This is a genomic window from endosymbiont of Euscepes postfasciatus (assembly GCF_004296535.1).
GTDB lineage: Bacteria > Pseudomonadota > Gammaproteobacteria > Enterobacterales > Enterobacteriaceae > Nardonella.
This window is the reverse complement of the sequence record NZ_AP018159.1, coordinates 204,343-219,841: the sequence shown is the minus strand read 5'-3', so window position 1 is coordinate 219,841 and position 15,499 is coordinate 204,343. Positions and strand designations below refer to the sequence as shown.

Annotated in this window: 16 protein-coding genes and 1 other RNA gene; 13 read left to right on the top strand and 4 right to left on the bottom strand. The window is 13.0% G+C overall.

Going from position 1 to position 15,499, the window contains the following annotated elements:
• The first annotated feature begins 50 nt into the window (after positions 1-50).
• The 4 genes from rpmH to mnmE are packed head-to-tail and all read left to right on the top strand — an operon-like array spanning position 51 to position 2,578.
• Entirely contained in the window at positions 51-206 is a 156-nt protein-coding gene (gene rpmH, locus NAREPO1_RS01220; protein WP_130624189.1) for a 50S ribosomal protein L34, read from the top strand.
• Complete coding sequence (gene rnpA / locus NAREPO1_RS01215) at positions 203-532, top strand: ribonuclease P protein component (RefSeq protein WP_130624188.1); 330 nt, start codon at positions 203-205, stop codon at positions 530-532. The genes rpmH and rnpA overlap by 4 nt, the downstream gene beginning before the upstream one ends.
• Positions 533-543: 11 nt before the next feature.
• Complete coding sequence (gene yidC, locus NAREPO1_RS01210) at positions 544-1,194, top strand: membrane protein insertase YidC (protein ID WP_130624187.1); 651 nt, start codon at positions 544-546, stop codon at positions 1,192-1,194.
• Entirely contained in the window at positions 1,187-2,578 is a 1,392-nt protein-coding gene (mnmE, locus tag NAREPO1_RS01205) for a tRNA uridine-5-carboxymethylaminomethyl(34) synthesis GTPase MnmE (RefSeq protein ID WP_130624186.1), read from the top strand. The genes yidC and mnmE overlap by 8 nt, the downstream gene beginning before the upstream one ends.
• A gap of 51 nt (positions 2,579-2,629) precedes the next feature.
• Here mnmE and metG read toward each other — a convergent pair whose 3' ends face one another.
• The 3 genes from metG to NAREPO1_RS01190 all read right to left on the bottom strand — a co-directional run bounded on the left by metG (position 2,630) and on the right by NAREPO1_RS01190 (position 5,151).
• Entirely contained in the window at positions 2,630-4,288 is a 1,659-nt protein-coding gene (gene metG, locus NAREPO1_RS01200; RefSeq protein WP_130624185.1) for a methionine--tRNA ligase, read from the bottom strand.
• A 16-nt stretch (positions 4,289-4,304) separates the two neighbouring features.
• Positions 4,305-4,670: a transfer-messenger RNA gene (gene ssrA, locus NAREPO1_RS01195) on the bottom strand.
• A gap of 43 nt (positions 4,671-4,713) precedes the next feature.
• Positions 4,714-5,151, bottom strand: a complete 438-nt coding sequence (locus NAREPO1_RS01190; RefSeq protein WP_130624184.1) for an SsrA-binding protein — start codon at positions 5,149-5,151, stop codon at positions 4,714-4,716.
• Between the two features lie 145 nt (positions 5,152-5,296).
• Between NAREPO1_RS01190 and grpE the strand changes: the two genes are divergently transcribed.
• Entirely contained in the window at positions 5,297-5,857 is a 561-nt protein-coding gene (gene grpE, locus NAREPO1_RS01185) for a nucleotide exchange factor GrpE (RefSeq protein WP_130624183.1), read from the top strand.
• Between the two features lie 8 nt (positions 5,858-5,865).
• Here the strand turns inward: grpE and ung are convergent, their stop codons facing one another.
• Positions 5,866-6,531, bottom strand: a complete 666-nt coding sequence (gene ung, locus NAREPO1_RS01180) for a uracil-DNA glycosylase (protein WP_130624182.1) — start codon at positions 6,529-6,531, stop codon at positions 5,866-5,868.
• A 60-nt stretch (positions 6,532-6,591) separates the two neighbouring features.
• Here ung and lepB point away from each other — a divergent pair, with 60 nt between their 5' ends.
• The 8 genes from lepB (at position 6,592) to NAREPO1_RS01140 (ending at position 15,480) form a co-directional block, all read left to right on the top strand.
• Complete coding sequence (gene lepB / locus NAREPO1_RS01175; protein WP_130624181.1) at positions 6,592-7,209, top strand: signal peptidase I; 618 nt, start codon at positions 6,592-6,594, stop codon at positions 7,207-7,209.
• 18 nt (positions 7,210-7,227) lie between these two features.
• Positions 7,228-7,914, top strand: coding sequence for a ribonuclease III family protein (locus tag NAREPO1_RS01170; RefSeq protein ID WP_130624180.1), 687 nt, complete (start codon positions 7,228-7,230; stop codon positions 7,912-7,914).
• A 148-nt stretch (positions 7,915-8,062) separates the two neighbouring features.
• Complete coding sequence (aspS, locus tag NAREPO1_RS01165) at positions 8,063-9,718, top strand: aspartate--tRNA ligase (protein ID WP_130624179.1); 1,656 nt, start codon at positions 8,063-8,065, stop codon at positions 9,716-9,718.
• 39 nt (positions 9,719-9,757) lie between these two features.
• Entirely contained in the window at positions 9,758-10,231 is a 474-nt protein-coding gene (gene ruvC, locus NAREPO1_RS01160) for a crossover junction endodeoxyribonuclease RuvC (protein ID WP_130624178.1), read from the top strand.
• Between the two features lie 16 nt (positions 10,232-10,247).
• Positions 10,248-11,342 (top strand): peptidoglycan DD-metalloendopeptidase family protein, encoded by a 1,095-nt coding sequence (locus NAREPO1_RS01155; protein WP_130624177.1) that lies wholly within the window; start codon positions 10,248-10,250, stop codon positions 11,340-11,342.
• A 41-nt stretch (positions 11,343-11,383) separates the two neighbouring features.
• Positions 11,384-12,256 carry a glycine--tRNA ligase subunit alpha gene (locus tag NAREPO1_RS01150; protein WP_130624176.1) on the top strand — a complete coding sequence of 291 codons (873 nt, stop codon included), beginning with the start codon at positions 11,384-11,386 and terminating at the stop codon, positions 12,254-12,256.
• Complete coding sequence (locus tag NAREPO1_RS01145; RefSeq protein WP_130624175.1) at positions 12,243-14,153, top strand: glycine--tRNA ligase subunit beta; 1,911 nt, start codon at positions 12,243-12,245, stop codon at positions 14,151-14,153. Before NAREPO1_RS01150 ends, NAREPO1_RS01145 begins: the two co-directional genes overlap by 14 nt.
• 37 nt (positions 14,154-14,190) lie before the next feature.
• The gene (locus tag NAREPO1_RS01140) at positions 14,191-15,480 is read left to right on the top strand and encodes an ATP phosphoribosyltransferase regulatory subunit (protein WP_130624174.1); all 1,290 of its coding nucleotides are present in this window, start codon (positions 14,191-14,193) and stop codon (positions 15,478-15,480) included.
• Positions 15,481-15,499 lie beyond the last annotated feature (19 nt).

Genomic DNA, 15,499 nt, shown 5'->3' with positions numbered 1-15,499 from the left:
ATGTTATTATAATATTTATTTTTAATAAGTTTTAATTAAATAAAAAATAAATGAAAAGAACATTTCAACCATCTAAAATAAAAAGAATTAGAAAATTAGGATTTAGATCAAGAATGTCTACTAAATCTGGTAGAAAAATTATATCAAATAGAAGAAAAAAAGGAAGATTACATTTAATACCAAAAGTAATAAAATATCATAAATGAATACTCTTAAAAAAAAATTAATAATAAGAAAAAAAAATGATTATATTAAATTATTAACTTTTTCTAAAAAAATTATTTTAAATTACATAATAATTAATTATTTAAAAAATAATTTTAATTATCCAAGAATAGGATTTATAATAAAAAAGAAAATAATTAATAAATCTTTTTTAAGAAATTATTTCAAAAGGATATTAAAAGAATTTTTTAGAAAAAATAAAAATAGATTTGAAAATTTTGATGTTTTAATTATTTTTAAAAAAAGTTTATTAATTAATAAAGAATATATTATTAAAGATATTAACAATTTTTTAATTAAAAAATAAAGATAATAAATATGAGTAATTTATATCATAAATATGTAACATTTTATATCTTAAAATTATTAATAATAATTAATAATTATGTTAAAAATTTAGGTTTTTCCATTATAATAATAATTACTTTAATAAAAATAATAACTTATCCATTAGTAAAATATCAATTTATATCTTATATAAAATTAAATTCATTAAAATCAGAATTAAATAATATAAATAATTGTTATAAAGACAATAAAAATTCAAGAAATGAAAAAATTTTATTTTTATATAAAGATAAAAATATTAATATTATTAAAAATATATTATTTATTTTTTTACAAATTCCTATATTTTTTTCTTTATATAAAATATTTACAGATTTTAAAGAATTTGATAATAAAAATTTTTTATGGATAAATAATTTATTACATAAAGATCCTTATTTTATTTTACCATTATTAGTTGGTATAACTATAGTTTTTTTACAAAAAAATATATCAGATATTATTGGTAATATTAATTTAATTAATATAATAATTATATCTATTTTATTTACAATATTATTTTTATTTATTCCATCTGGATTAGTTTTATATTATTTAGTAAATAATATTATTACTATAATTCAACAAATTATAATACTTAGAAATTTTAATTTAAAAAAAAATAATATTAATAATGAATAAATATTTTTTAAATATTAATGATACAATAATAGCTATTTCTACACCAATAGGAAAAGGAGGCATAGGAATAATTAGAATATCAGGTTCTAAATCAGAATTAATATCTAAAATTTTTTTTAATAAAAAACTTAAACCAAGATATGCAACTTTTTCAATATTTATTAATCCATATAATAATGAAAAATTAGATAACGGTATATTGATTTTATTTAAAAAACCGAATTCTTTTACTGGTGAAGATGTATTAGAATTTCAAACTCATGGAAATCCAATAATGTTAAATTATATTATTGATATAATAATAAAAAAAATAAAAATAAGATTGTCTTATCCAGGAGAATTCAGTTTTAGATCTTATATAAATAATAAGATTAATTTAGATCAATCAGAAGCTATATTAAATTTAATAAATTCTGAATCTATATTATCAGCAAAAATGTCTATAAAATCTTTATATAATATCTTTTTAGAAAAATTAAATATTTTTTTAGAAAAAATAGATGAATTACATATATTATTAGAAACCTATATTAATTTTTCAGAATATGATATAGATGAAAATTATATTTTAAAAAAAATAAATTATATAAGAAATTCTTTAATACAAGATATAAATAAAAATATTGAAAATTTTAATATAAGTAAATCTATATTTAATGGAATAAAAATATCTATAATTGGAGACACTAATGTAGGAAAATCTACATTATTTAATGCTTTAATAAATGAGAATAAATCTATAATTTCAAATATATCAGGTACTACTAGAGATGTAGTTGATTATAATTTATGGATAAATGGAATATTATTTAATATTTATGATACAGCTGGTATAAGAGAAACAAATGATAAGTTAGAATTGTTGGGAATAGAAAAAACAATAGAAAAGATAATAAATTCTGATCATATTTTATATGTAATAGATAAAGAATTAAATACAAAAAATATAAATATTGATAATATTATAAATAATTTATTAAAAAATAATAATATTAATATAAATAATATAAAAAATATACCATATACGATAATAAAAAATAAGTCTGATATATATAATGAAAAAATATGTATAAAGAATATAAATAATATTAATATTATTTATATTTCAGCAAAAAAAAAATATGGAATAAAAATGTTAAATAAATATTTAAAATTTTTAATAAAAAAAAATATAAAAAATATAAATTTTTTTATAAATTCTAGACAGATAGAATTATTAAAAAAAATTATTAATATATTAAATTTATCATATTTATCAAATTTTGTTATTTTTTCAAAATATATAAAAGATATAAAAAATTTAATTTTAGATTATATAAATAATAATAATAAAAATGAAAACATATTAGAAAAAATTTTTTCTAAGTTTTGTATAGGAAAATAAAAAATATAAATTATATTTATATATATTGCATATATTTTTTATTTTTTCTAATTAAAATAGATTTTTATTTAGATTATTTTTTAAATGATTTATATCTATTTTAATAAACTTACTACTAAAATTATTTATTTTATGATTATTTGGTATAATTTTGTAAAAATTATTTATATTTATTTTAAGATTTAAAAAATTTTCTATTTCTAAAAAAATTTTTGGTATTATAGGTTTCATATAAAAAATAATTATTTTAAATAAATTAATTGATGTAGATAATACTATTTTTGTATTATTATTTTTAATACTCCATGGTTTATTAATTGAAATGTATTTATTTATATTGTCAGATAATTTTTCTATGATATTTATTATTTTATAATATTCTAAATTTTCATACATATACCAAATATAATTTGATATATATATGAAATCTTTATATAAATTATCTTTATATATTAACTTATTATAAAAAATATTATTATTATAATATATATTTATTAATTTAGAACATCTTGAACCTATATTTAATATTTTATTTATTAAAATATTATTTACTTTATAAGTTAATTCATATATATCAAAATTAATATCTATTACTTTATTAGATAATTTAGATGCAAAATAATATCTAATGTAATCAGATTCTATATATTTTAAAAAATTATTTGCATTTATATAATTAAATAAAGATTTAGACATTTTTTTATTTTTTATAGTTAAATGTCCATGTATAAATATATTATCAGGTTTTTTAAAATTAATACAAATAAGAATTGCTGGTAAAAATAAAACATGAAAATATGATATATCTTTTCCTATAAATTGACATATTTTATATTTTGAATTTTTCCCCCAAAAATCAAGATAATTTATATTTTTATATTTAAATAATGTTTTAGAAGAGCTTATATATCCTATAGTAGCATCTAACCATACGTAAAAAAACTTATTATGATAATTTGGTATTTTAAATCCAAAATATGGATGATCTCTTGAGATATCCCATGGTTTTAATTTTGAATAGAACCATTCTATTGATTTTTTAAATATTGATTTTTGTAGTTTTATATCATTTTTAATAGTATATAAAATATCATTTTTTATTGCATTAATATTAAAAAGTATATGATTAGATGTTTTGATAATAGGTTTTTTTTTTGAAATTACAGATATTGGATTAATTAAATCAATTGCATTATATACTGAATTACATAAATTACAATTATCTCCATATTGATTAGGGCTTTTACATATAGGACATATTCCAATTATCATTCTATCTGGTAAAAACATAGATTTTTTTTCATCATATAATTGATTTATTTTTTTATTAATCAACATTTTTTTTTTCTTTAAAATACTAAATATTTTTATTAACAATCTATAATTTTCTTTATTATGAGTTTTTCCATAATAATCAAAATTAATATAGTACTTTTTAAAAATTTTTTTATGATTTTTATAAAAAAATTTAATTAATATATTTGGATTTATATTTAAATAAATAGATTTTAACATAATTGGAGTACCATGAGAATCATCAGATGATATAAAATATATATTATTATTTATTAATTTATTAAATCTAACATATATATCAGCTTGAATATTTTCTAATATATGACCTAAATGTAAACAACCATTTGAATAAGGAAAAGCTGTTGTTACTAATATTGTTTTTTTATAAACAATACTATTATTATTTTTTATCATAAAAACTACATATTAATTTTGGAACTGGTGGGAATCGAACCCACGTCCAAAATTTTTATATTAATTGTACTACATGTTTATCTTTTCTTATTTACAATTATCTATTAAAGAAAAGAAATTAATTAGATAATCGACTAAGATTTAATTTAAATATTAAATATTCTTAGTTATATTTTAATATTTGCTTTATATTTAAATTACTTCACATCTTAAATTTATAAAGCGTAATTTAAGAATAGAAGGAATAGTAACTAAACTAATGTATAGCTACAGATTCAAAATTAGCTTGTTTTGCAAGCATTTTATTGGATTTTTTACAAGAACTTCCAATCTTGACATGCACAAAATAATATAAATAATTTTGTCTATACCAATCAGTCCCTAATTAAATTAATTATATCAAAAATTATATATAATGTTAATATTTAATATAAATAATTTAAAATATTTTTTTTATTATTTAATTTATTTTTTTTTTTATAATTATTATTTTTTTTTCCAATTCCTATTTTTAATTTTGCATAATTATTATTCCAAAATATATAAATAGGAAATATATATATAATTTTATTTTTTAACTTACTGTATAATTTATATATTTCTTTTTTATTTAAAAGTAATTTTTTTATTCTATTAGTAGAGTAATCAATTTTTTTTTCTTTATATAAATTTAAATTAAATTTAGAATCAATTAAATAAATTTCATTATTTTTTATAATTATATTACTGTTATTTATATCAACTTTTTTATATCTTAATGATTTTACTTCCCATCCTAATAAAACAATTCCAGCATCTATTTCATAATCTATTATATATTTATATATATTTTTATTTTTAATAATTACGTTGTTTTTTTTCATAAAAATATTTTTATGATAATTAAATTTATATTATTATGATTTAAATGTATTAATTTATTATTTTTATATAATTTATTATATAATACTTATAGGTATTTTATAATTAAAAATTTTACTTTAAAAAATAAATATTAAAGGTTGAAAAATGTTTGAAAAAGATATTAATGATAAAAATGATAATATTAATAATGATATTATAAATAATGAAAATAATGATATAAATAGTTGTGATAAATGTAAATCTATTATATTAGACTTAGAAAAAAAAATAGATGAAAATGAAAAAGAATATTTTGATAAAATATTAAGATTAAATGCAGAATTAGAAAATATTGATAAAAGATCTAAAATAGAAATAGATAAAATATATAAATTTTCATTAGAAAAGTTTTTTACAGAATTTTTAGAAGTTATAGATAATTTAGAAAGAACTGAAAAAGAATTAGAAAATGATAAAATAGATATAAATATAATTAAAGAAGGAATAATATTAACTTTAAAGATGCTTATACAAATTACAAATAAATTTGGATTAATAGTAATAGATAAAATAAATGTTATTTTTGATCCTAATATCCATCAAGCTATTTTAACTATTAAAAATGAATCTTTAGAAGATAATTTAGTTACAGAAATTATTCAAAAAGGTTATATATTAAACAATAGATTAATAAGACCAGCTATGGTAAAAGTTTCTAAAAAATAAAAAATTTTTTATATTTGCCAATCTATTATCTTTTTTTTATTATATTTTAATATATTATTTACTTTTGAAAAATGACTACATCCGTAAAAACCATTTCTAAAAGATAATGGTGATGGATGAGACGTTTGTAATATATAATGTTTTTTTTTATTTATTATATTTAATATATTATTTTTTACATAATTTCCCCATAATAAAAATATAATATTTGATTTATATATATTTATAATATTTATTATTCTTTTGGTAAATATTTTCCAACCTATAAATTCATGAGATAATGGTTTTTTTTCTTCTACTGTAAGTATTAAATTTAATAATAAAATGCCTTGAGTAGACCATTTTTTTAAATATCCATGATTAGGATATTTAAAATTATTTAAATCTCTTTTTAACTCTGTATATATATTTTTTAAAGATGGCGGTATCATAATATTTTTATTAACTGAAAAACTTAATCCATTAGCTTGATTTTTTTTATAATATGGATCTTGTCCAATAATTACTATTTTAATATTATTAAATTTTGTTAATTTAAATGCATTAAAAATATCTTCATTATTTGGATATATTATTTTTTTGTTTTTTTTAGATATATATATATATTTTTTAATTTTTTTAAAATATTTTTTTTCTTTTTCAATTTTAAATATTTTGTTCCATGTTATTTTCATTTTTTTATTAGACAAAATTAAATATTATTTTTTTTTAAAAAATTATTATATAATATTTTAATGATAAATTTTTTATTTATAATATTAAATATAAAGAAAAAAATATATTTTTTATTTAAAAAGATTATTATTTTTATTATAAAAGAAAATTATTTTTTATTATTTATAATTTTTATAAAATTATTTATATTTGATATATTTTATATTCCATCTATGTCTATGTATCCTACTTTAAAACCTGGTGATATAATACTTGTTAATAAATTTATATATAATATAAAAATACCAATTATTAATTATATTATAAATATAAAAAATCCTAATAAAAATGATATAGTAGTCTTTAAATATCCTTTTAATAAAAATATAAATTATGTAAAAAGAATAAAAGGTGTTCCAGGTGATAAAATAGAAAATATTAATAATTTATTATATTTAAAAAATAATAATTATATCAATTTAAATTTAAATTTTTTTAATTTATTTAAAATAAATTATATTATTTTTAATATACCTAATAATTATTATTTTTTATTAGGAGATAATATTAATAATAGTTATGATAGTAGATATTGGGGTTTATTACATAAAAATCTTTTGATAGGAAAAGTTGTTTATAAAATTTTTAATATAAATTTTATAAATAAATTAATTTTAAATTTTTTTTTAATAAAATAAAAATGCATTAATATATATATGAATTTTTTAAAAATAGAAAATAAACTTAAATATATATTTAAAAATAAAAATTTATTATTACAAGCAATATCACATAAAAGTTATACTAACTTAAATAATGAAAGATTAGAATTTTTAGGAGATTCTATATTAAATTTTATATTTTCTAAATATTTATATGATAAATATATTAATTTTAGTGAAGGAGATATGAGTAAAATAAGATCTTTTTTAATAAATTCTAAATTAATATTAAAAATTTCTAAAAAAATAAAATTAAATAATTTTATAAGATATAAAAATCTTAATAATATCTCTAATTCAATAATAGAAAATACATTTGAGTCTATTATAGCTGCAATTTATTTAGATAGTAATTATAATTTAATAAAAGTTGAAGAATTTATAATTAATATCTATATTAAATATTTAAAATTAATATCAAATATATCATTAAAAATAGTTAAAAATTTTAAATCTAATTTGCAAGAAATTTGTAATAAATTGTCATCTTGTCCTGTTTATTCAGTAGATAAAATTTTATTAAATAAAAAATATAATAAAAAAATATTTTATGTTAAGTGTGATTTAATAATAAATAATATTAAATTATCAAAAATAGCATTTGGATTAAATATAAAGGATGCAGAAAAATTATTTGCAAAAAAAATGATTAGTTTTATGAAATATAAAAAAATAATATAAAAAAATATATATACAATAATAAAATTATATATATAAAATAATTTGTTATAATATATTATTATATATAAAATTTAATTTATTTTTTTTATTATATATATTAAAATTAATACAATATAAATTTTTTTTTTTTTAAAAATTATTAAAAAATATGCGTAAATTATTTTGCAAAGATATAAAAAATATTTACTTAAATAAAAAAATAATTTTATATGGATGGATACAAAATAAAATAATTTTTAAAAATTTTATTGTTATTATATTAAGGGATAATAGTGGAACAATTAAATTAAATATTTTAAAAGAAAATTTTAAATTATATATTTTAAATATTATATATAATTTAAATATAGAATCTTGTATTAAAATAATTGGATTAGTTTTTTTAAATAGTAAACATATTATTGAAATTAATGTAAAAAAATTTTTTTTAATATCAAAATCTGATAAACTTCCTATAGATATTAATAATAAAAATATATCTGAAAAAAATAAGTTAAAATTTAGGTATCTATATTTAAGAAGATCTAATATATTAAATAATTTAAAAATTAAATCTAAAATTATTTGGTATATTAATTATTTTATGAATAAAAACAAATATATATATATAGAAACTCCTATATTATCTAAACCAACTTTAGAAGGTGCAAATAATTTTTTAATAAGAAATTATTTAAAGAATAAATATATGGCTTTATCTCAATCTCCTCAAATATTTAAACAAATGTTAATGATATCTGGGGTTAATAAATATTATCAATTAGCAAAATGTTTTAGAAATGAGGATTTAAGAAAAGATAGACAACCTGAATTTACACAATTAGATATAGAATCATCTTTTGTAAATGAAGATTATATTATTAATTTATCAAATAAATTAATATGTTTTTTATTTAAAAAAATATTAAATATAGATGTGAAAAATAATATATTAGAAATAAATTATAATAAATCTATAGAAATGTATGGATCTGAAAAACCAGATTTAAGAAATCCATTAAAAATATATAATTTAGTTAATATTTTAATAGAAAATAATTTTTATATAGAAAATAATCATGATTTTATATATATAATTCCTATTAAAAATAATATAGATATTAAAAATAATTATAATTATATATTAAATTATTTTAAGGATATAAAATGTTATATAGTAAATAAATTTAAATTTAATGAAGAAATTTTAAAAATAAAAATAAATTTTATAAATAATTTTAATATAAATATTATTAAAAATATTTTTATAAATTCAATCGAAAATTATAATTATAGTTTTTTTATAGTATTTATATCAAGTTATGATTGTATATTTAATATTGGTAAATTTATAAAAAATTTATCTATAAAATTGAATTTAATTAATAAAAAAGTATATTCTTTATTATGGATAAAATATTTTCCTATGTTTGTTAAAAAAAATAATAATTATGAATGCGTGCATCATCCTTTTACTTCACCTAAATTTTTTAATAAAAATATAGACATAATTAAAGATCCAGACAAAATTATTTCTAATTCTTATGACTTGATTATAAATGGAGTTGAAATAGCAAGTGGATCTGTTAGAATAAATAATCAAATTTTACAAAGAAAGGTATTTAATATATTAAATATATCAAAAAAAGATCAAAATAAAAATTTTGGTTTTTTTTTAAATTCATTAAAATATGGAACTCCTCCTCATTCAGGTATAGCCTTTGGATTAGACAGACTAATTATGGTAATGAAAAATATAGATAATATAAAAGATGTTATAGCATTTCCAAAATCTAGTTCATTTTATGATTTTATTACTGAATAGTAGAAGTTACATATATATTTTTTAAAAATAAATAATTTTATGATATTAATAAGTATAGATCCTGGATCTAATAATATAGGATATTGTATATTATATTTTGATAAAAATAATATAACATATCTAACTAGTAATTCTATAAAAGTAAATGATAATATCTTTATATATAAATTAAAATTTATATATTTTAAAATAATGGATATTTTAAAATATTTTAATCCAAAACAATCTGCTATAGAAAAAATTTTTGTTGGTAAAAATATAAATTCATCTTTAAAGTTATGTCAAGCAAGAACAGTTATAATGTTAGCTTTAATAAATTTTAATATTCCTATATTTGAATATAATTCAAAACAGATCAAAAAATATTCTTTAAATAATATATACTCTAATAAATTTTATACTAGATTTTTTGTAAAAAATATATTTAATTTGTATAATGTTCCAAGTTCTGATGAAGCAGATTCAATTTCTATTGGTATAACACATATTAAAAATTTTAATTTTAATAAATAAAAGTTTAAATTTAATTATGTTAAAAATATTTAATTTTATTTTTTTATTTATTTTTATAAAAAATAAATTTTTTTTTAATAAAAATAAAACAATTATTAATAATGTTTTATACATAACATTAAGAAATAAAAAATTTTTTATTACGAATAATAAACTTTATTTATATAAAAGTATATATCTTATTAAATATAATTTATATTATATATTTATATTTAAATTAATAAATTTTTTTTTTAAGTTAAAATTAATTTGTAATAATAGTTATATAAATAATAAACAACAAAATAATATTAAAAAAGTAAATTATAATAATATATATAAAAAATGCTCTTATGATTTTATAAAAAATAATTTTAAAATATTTTTTTTAAATAAAGTTATAAATGATAATAATTATTTATTAATTAATTTTATTGTAGATGAAAATTTTATAAATTTTTTATTAAAATTAGGAATAAAAAATAATGATATTTATTATATTATAAATATTATTAAAAAATGTGTAAATTTGAATAGTATATTAAAAAAAAAATGTTTTTTATTATTGGAAACAGAAAAATATAATAATTATTTATATAAATATAGAAGCTTTTTGTTAATAAAATTTAATATTAAAAATAAAAGTTATATTGTAATTAAAAAAAATAATAAATTCAATTTAATCATTTTAAAATTAAAAAATAAATTTATTGGATTTCCTGTAAAAGATAAATTTAAAATATCATCAAAATTTAATTTACAAAGATTAAATCCAATAACTAATAAATTGTCTCCTCATAAAGGTATAGATATAGCTGTTCCATTAAATACTCCAATATTTTCTGTAGATTTTGGTATAATAATTGAAGTATCATACAATAAATATGCTGGTAATTATGTTATTATTAAGCATAATGATAAATATACTACAAAATATATGCATTTAGATAAAATTTTTGTATATAAAAACAAACTTGTAAAAAAAAATGAATTAATAGGATTATCTGGCAATAGCGGCAAATCAACTGGTCCTCATTTACATTTTGAATTTTGGATTAATAATATAGCTGTAGATCCTATAAAAATTTATTTTTATTATTTTTTAAATAATATATTTAAAATAATTAATTAAAATATATAAATTTTATATATATATTTATTTTTTAAAAAAATATGAAAACTTTTGAAAATATTATTTTTTTGTTAAAAAAATATTGGTCTAAAAAAAAATGTATTGTTATACAACCTTATGATTTAGAAATTGGTGCTGGAACTTTACATCCTATTACATTTTTTAGAGGGATAAATAAAGAAAAAACTAATTTTGTTTATGTTCAACCATGTAGAAGACCAAATGATTCTAAACCTTATAAAAATTTTTATAAACGTTTTTATTATTTTCAATTACAAGTAATAATAAAACCTGTTCCAGAAAATATACAATACCTATATATAGAATCATTAAAATATATAGGAATAAATTTAAAACTAAATAATATAGATTTTTTAGAAGACAATTGGGAAAATCCAACATTATCTGCTTGGGGAATAGGATGGGAAATACATATAAATGGTTTAGAAGTTAGTCAGTTTACATATTTTCAACAAATAGGAGGTATTAATTGTAATCCAATAATGATAGAAATAACTTATGGATTAGAAAGGTTATCTTTAATAATACAAAAGAAAAATAATATATCTGATATATTATGGAGTAAAAATAATAATTTAAAATATGGTAATATTTTTGATAGTTATGAGAAAGAATTTTCTATATATAATTTAAAATTATTTAATAAAAAATTTTTATTTAATATATTTAATGAATATAAAAAAAATATAAATGCATTATTTTTATTAAAAAAAAAATTGATATTGCCGACATATGAATATATTTTAAAATTAATTCATATATTTAATATGATAGATGCTAAATATTTTTTTTCTATTTTTGAAAAAAAATCTAATATAATTTATATACAAAATTTATCAAAAAAAATAGCAAATATATATTATAAATCCATAAATAAATATGATAAAAAATAAAAACAATTTATTATTAGAGATATATATAGAAAACATTCCAAATAATTTTGTAATATCTTTATCTAATATTTTTTTTGATTATTTTACAAATAAAATAAAAAATAATTTTTATATAAACGATAATATAGAATATATATCTACAAATAAGAGATTAGGGTTTATAATTAAAAATTTTTTAATAAAAAAAAATGTTAATTTAACTAAAAATATAAAAATATATAAAATTGTAAAAGAAAATATATTAGATTCTATTAATTATATTTTAAAAAAATTTAATATAATGAAATGGAATAATAGTAATATTTTTTTTATTAGACCAATAAGGAATATTTTATTATTATTTAATAATAAAATATTAAAAATAAAAATTTTTAATTTAGAATCTAATAATTTTACTTATAAAAATTTTTTTGATAAAGAAAATAAAATTATTATAAATAATATAAAAAATTATTATTTATTTTTAAGAAAGAACAATATTATTATAAATTTTAATGATAGAAAATTTAAAATTAAAAAATATATAGAAGCAATAGAAAAAAAATTAAATGGAAATATTATAATAAATAATGCTTTATTAAAAAAAATATCTTATTTATATGAAAATCCAAATATTTTTTATATTAAAATATATAATAATTTATTTATAGATAAAAATATTATGATAAATATTTTATATAAATATTATAATTATTTATTAATAATGAGTAATTTAAATAATAAATTGTTACCTTATATAGTATGTGTATCGAATATAAAAATAAATAAAAATATTAAATATCATTATAAAAATATAATAATAAATTATTTTAAAAAAATAAAAATATTATTTAATTTAGATAAAAGATATTTATTATTAAATAATTTTGATAAATTTAAAAAAATAATTTTTAGAAAAGAATTTGGAAGTATGTATCATAAAATATTAAGAATTACAAATATATCTTTTTTATTAAGTAAAAAATCAAATCTAAATATAGATTATAAAAAAATTAATTTATCATGTTTTTTATATAAGAATGATATAAATTCTAATTTAGTAAAAGAATTTTTTTGTATGAAAGGTTATATAAATTCATATTTTTTAAATTTAAATAAAAATATAAATAAAGATATTATTATATTAATAAAAGAACAATGTAATATTAATTATATAAAAAATAATAAATTAAATTATTTATCATTTTTAATATTATTAGTTGATAAAATTGATAATATTGTTTGTAATTTATATTTTTATTTTTTAAAAAATAAAAATAATTTAGATAATGATCCATTTTTTATAAAAAAAGATATAAATTTTATAATTAATATTTTATTGAAAAATGATTTTTATTTTGATATTAACTATACTGTAAGAAAATTAATTTTATATACAAGAAAATACAATAAAGATTTATATTATAATGTAAATTTTAATAAATATTTATTTTTTATTAAAAAAATAATTTTTATTAGATTTAAATTATTTTTTTTAAAAATAAATAAAAATAAACATTTAGTTAATTTTTTAATAACAAAAAATATTAAAATTTTTAATATAAATTTAATACTTAATATAATAAAAAAATATAATAATGAATTTAAATTTATATCTATTATATTTAAAAGAATTATAAATTTATTAAAAAAAAATAAAAATAAAATTAAAATTAATAACTATAAATTTTATTATAATAATTTATCTAAATTAGAAAAAAAATTTTTAAATATTTTATTATATATTGAAAAAATAATAAAAAAAAAAGATAATGATTCTAAATTTAATTTAATTATATTAAATTTATTTAAATTGTCTAATTTCATAAAATATTTATTAAATAAAATAATTGTAATTAATAATAATAATTTGATTTATTTACTATTTAAATATATTAATTTTATAAATAAAATTTAAAATAAATAATTTAAAAAATAATTTTTTTTAAAAAATAATGAAAAATATTAAAAAGATTAAAGGATTTAAAGATTATGATTATATTTATTTATTTAGATGGAATATCATTTTAAATGAAATAAAAAAAATAGTTATTTCTTATGGTTATAATGAAATAATATTTCCGTTATTAGAATATGATTATTTATTTAAAAATTCTATAGGATTAAATAATAATTTAATAAATCAAATGTTTTATATTAAAAATAAAAATTTTGTATTAAGACCAGAAGGAACATCTTGTTGTATAAGATTTGGATTGGAAAATGGTTTTTTTAGAGGTCAAAAAAATAAATGGTGGTATTTTGGACCAATGTTTAGATATGAAAATACTCAATTAGGTAGATATAGAGAATTTTATCAATTTGGAATTGAATGTTTTGGTTATGATTCTATAGGTATTGATATAGAATTAATTTTAATAATAAATAAATTTTTAAAAAAAATAAAAATAATTAATGAAATAATATTAGAAATTAATTATATAGGAATTAATTATATTAATTTATATAAAAATGATATTATAAATTTTTTAATCAAAAACAAAGAAATATTTGGTAATTTAAATATAAATAATATAAATAATAACCCATTTAACATTTTAGAGTCTAAATATAATATAGGTTGTAATAATATAAAAAATTTTATTTTAAAAAATTGTCCTAAAATAACTAAATACTTTACTATAAAGGATTATATTTATTTTAAATATTTTAGAAAATTACTTTATTTAAATAAAATAAATTTTTATTATAATCCTTTTTTATTTAGAGGAATAAATTATTATTCAAAAATTATATTTGAATACAAATCAAATTATTTAAATGGTTTATCTATATGTTCAGGAGGAAGATATGATAATTTATGTAATAAATTAAATAATAAATATAATATTTCATCTGTTGGATTAGCAATAGGATGGAATAGATTATTATTAATATTAGATAATAAATATAAAAAAAAAAATAATTTATATTTAAAAAATAAATATAATATATATATATCATTAATTAAATTTAAATCTCTTAAATTTACTATATATATATCAGAAAAGATAAGATTTTTATATCCAAAATTAAAAATATTAGTTGATTATTCCTTTTCTAATATAAAAAATAAAATTAAAATTATTAAAAAAAATAATATTTATATTTCTTTGATAATTAATAAAAAAAATAATATTAATGAAATATTTTTATTTAATAAAAATGTAATGATAGAAAAAATAAGTTTTAATAATTTAAAAAAAATAATTGATAAATTAAATTTTTTTTTTAAGTATAACTAAAAAATAAAATAGAAAATAT

Coding starts and splice junctions, on each gene's coding strand:
- rpmH (WP_130624189.1), top strand. CDS start 51: ATGAAAAGAACATTTCAACCATCTAAAATAAAAAGAATTAGAAAATTA.
- rnpA (WP_130624188.1), top strand. CDS start 203: ATGAATACTCTTAAAAAAAAATTAATAATAAGAAAAAAAAATGATTAT.
- yidC (WP_130624187.1), top strand. CDS start 544: ATGAGTAATTTATATCATAAATATGTAACATTTTATATCTTAAAATTA.
- mnmE (WP_130624186.1), top strand. CDS start 1,187: ATGAATAAATATTTTTTAAATATTAATGATACAATAATAGCTATTTCT.
- metG (WP_130624185.1), bottom strand. CDS start 4,288: ATGATAAAAAATAATAATAGTATTGTTTATAAAAAAACAATATTAGTA.
- NAREPO1_RS01190 (WP_130624184.1), bottom strand. CDS start 5,151: ATGAAAAAAAACAACGTAATTATTAAAAATAAAAATATATATAAATAT.
- grpE (WP_130624183.1), top strand. CDS start 5,297: ATGTTTGAAAAAGATATTAATGATAAAAATGATAATATTAATAATGAT.
- ung (WP_130624182.1), bottom strand. CDS start 6,531: ATGAAAATAACATGGAACAAAATATTTAAAATTGAAAAAGAAAAAAAA.
- lepB (WP_130624181.1), top strand. CDS start 6,592: ATGATAAATTTTTTATTTATAATATTAAATATAAAGAAAAAAATATAT.
- NAREPO1_RS01170 (WP_130624180.1), top strand. CDS start 7,228: ATGAATTTTTTAAAAATAGAAAATAAACTTAAATATATATTTAAAAAT.
- aspS (WP_130624179.1), top strand. CDS start 8,063: ATGCGTAAATTATTTTGCAAAGATATAAAAAATATTTACTTAAATAAA.
- ruvC (WP_130624178.1), top strand. CDS start 9,758: ATGATATTAATAAGTATAGATCCTGGATCTAATAATATAGGATATTGT.
- NAREPO1_RS01155 (WP_130624177.1), top strand. CDS start 10,248: ATGTTAAAAATATTTAATTTTATTTTTTTATTTATTTTTATAAAAAAT.
- NAREPO1_RS01150 (WP_130624176.1), top strand. CDS start 11,384: ATGAAAACTTTTGAAAATATTATTTTTTTGTTAAAAAAATATTGGTCT.
- NAREPO1_RS01145 (WP_130624175.1), top strand. CDS start 12,243: ATGATAAAAAATAAAAACAATTTATTATTAGAGATATATATAGAAAAC.
- NAREPO1_RS01140 (WP_130624174.1), top strand. CDS start 14,191: ATGAAAAATATTAAAAAGATTAAAGGATTTAAAGATTATGATTATATT.